Here is a 1,504-nt window from a genome sequence, read left to right on the forward strand (position 1 = left end):
CACTCCTTCCAACAACTCAGGGCTCTCGTAAACATTTCCTATAACAGATGAATTAAGTTCCATATATAACGGTTTTCTTGATTTGTTCCTACCATCATCAACGATTACCCTAAATTCCCCATACTCGTAAATCACTTCATATTTTATGCTTTCTTCTTCTTTTCTCAATGGGTTATAAAACTTATATTCCAATATATCCCCCTCATAAATCTCAACATCGTTACAATCCTTTAGTCCTGTGTATTGCATGATAACTAATCTTTCTGAATCATCCACACCTTGTAAAACATAGTTATTGTCATAGTGATTAACTAAACCATCTAAGTGTAATATGATGGTTGAATCTTTATCGTGTCCATACATTACCTCTTCTTTTTTATCCCAAACCTTAAACTTTAACTCTCTCAATTTACACCCTCCTCAAAAGGAACTTCTTCAATGTCCTCTACTGTGAAAAATCCCCTTGTAGGATCTAAGTTGTGCTTGTCCATCCATTTGTTGAGTGCAGAGTTTAATGTCTCGTGCAGATCACCTATTTGCTCTTTTGATACATTTTTAAAACAATCTTCCCCTGCTTGTTCATGCTCGTCATATAATCGATCTCCTAATTCTTCTAGTAATCCTTCAACGTCTATAGATGGTCTAGGTAGATGTACTAATTTCCCAATACTAAAATGGGAACTTTCGTAATAATAATCAGGCTCATCATCTTTTATGTTTTCTCTTCCTGCTGCAATCGCATCTTCTTTCGAATCGTATATTTCATTATTCCAATATTCATCATCTGTGTTATATGTCCATTGTTCTTTATTTTTACTCATTGTTCTTACCCTCCTATTATTTAAAACTCATACATCCTTTTGCATTTTTCCAATCAAAGAATGAACCACATTTGTCACATCTTGTTTCAGTTGGAATGCTGTAGTACTCATCAATTGAGTAAAGCCATATTGAATGAGGTTTTTTATTTTTACAATCAACTTTTATTTGCTTTTTATTCATGCTGATAACTCCAAAATCTCAATCTCAACTCTCGGCTTGTCACTGTAATATTTACCAGCATGCAAATCTACCACTTTACTATCATCCGTCCATATCACTTTATTAAGAGCATCCTTGATAGCTTTAACGTAATTATCGATATCAGGTTTAGTTATTGGTCTTAGTTCTCCGCTCTGTATTTGCCTTCTCTCGGCTTTTGTAAACCTTGTAGGGATAGACCTATAAAAAGTAATCCGAAGCACCAGAGGGCAATCTAGTAAAGTCTCAGGTGCATATTGTTTAGCTATCATTGCTACGAGTTGCTTGAAATGTTTTGATTTATCAGGATCATACAATCTAGGTTTTCCGTTCTTTGTTGTTACTCTAGGTCTACCTTGTGCAACTGGTTCCTCATGCACTACAAACTTAATCAATTGGAATCACCTTCTTTCACAAAAGTTAAATCTGTATCTACCACCAAATTCCGAAACTTATCTATACCGTCTACCAATTTGTTTGCTGT

At 34.7% G+C, this 1,504-nt stretch carries 4 protein-coding genes; all 4 read right to left on the reverse strand.

Features of this window, described 5'->3' with window-relative positions; all coding sequences use genetic code 11:
• Positions 1-408: YopX family phage-derived protein (locus tag Q5Y73_RS24495; protein WP_305994545.1), on the reverse strand; the 408-nt coding region annotated here is incomplete at its 3' end.
• Positions 405-821, reverse strand: coding sequence for a hypothetical protein (locus Q5Y73_RS24500; RefSeq protein WP_305994546.1), 417 nt, complete (start codon positions 819-821; stop codon positions 405-407). The genes Q5Y73_RS24500 and Q5Y73_RS24495, both read right to left, overlap by 4 nt.
• Positions 822-837: 16 nt before the next feature.
• Positions 838-1,002: a hypothetical protein gene (locus tag Q5Y73_RS24505; RefSeq protein WP_305994547.1), complete on the reverse strand. Its 165-nt coding sequence runs from the start codon at positions 1,000-1,002 to the stop codon at positions 838-840.
• On the reverse strand, positions 999-1,415 hold the full coding sequence (locus Q5Y73_RS24510; RefSeq protein ID WP_305994548.1) for a RusA family crossover junction endodeoxyribonuclease: 417 nt from the start codon (positions 1,413-1,415) through the stop codon (positions 999-1,001). The genes Q5Y73_RS24505 and Q5Y73_RS24510 overlap by 4 nt, the downstream gene beginning before the upstream one ends.
• Between the last annotated feature and the right edge of the window lie 89 nt (positions 1,416-1,504).

The organism is Chengkuizengella axinellae (assembly GCF_030730905.1).
GTDB classification, from domain to species: domain Bacteria; phylum Bacillota; class Bacilli; order Paenibacillales; family KCTC-33759; genus Chengkuizengella; species Chengkuizengella axinellae.

Excerpts from the sequence above, each read along its gene's own strand:
- Q5Y73_RS24500 (WP_305994546.1), bottom strand. The coding sequence starts at position 821 with ATGAGTAAAAATAAAGAACAATGGACATATAACACAGATGATGAATAT.
- Q5Y73_RS24505 (WP_305994547.1), bottom strand. The coding sequence starts at position 1,002 with ATGAATAAAAAGCAAATAAAAGTTGATTGTAAAAATAAAAAACCTCAT.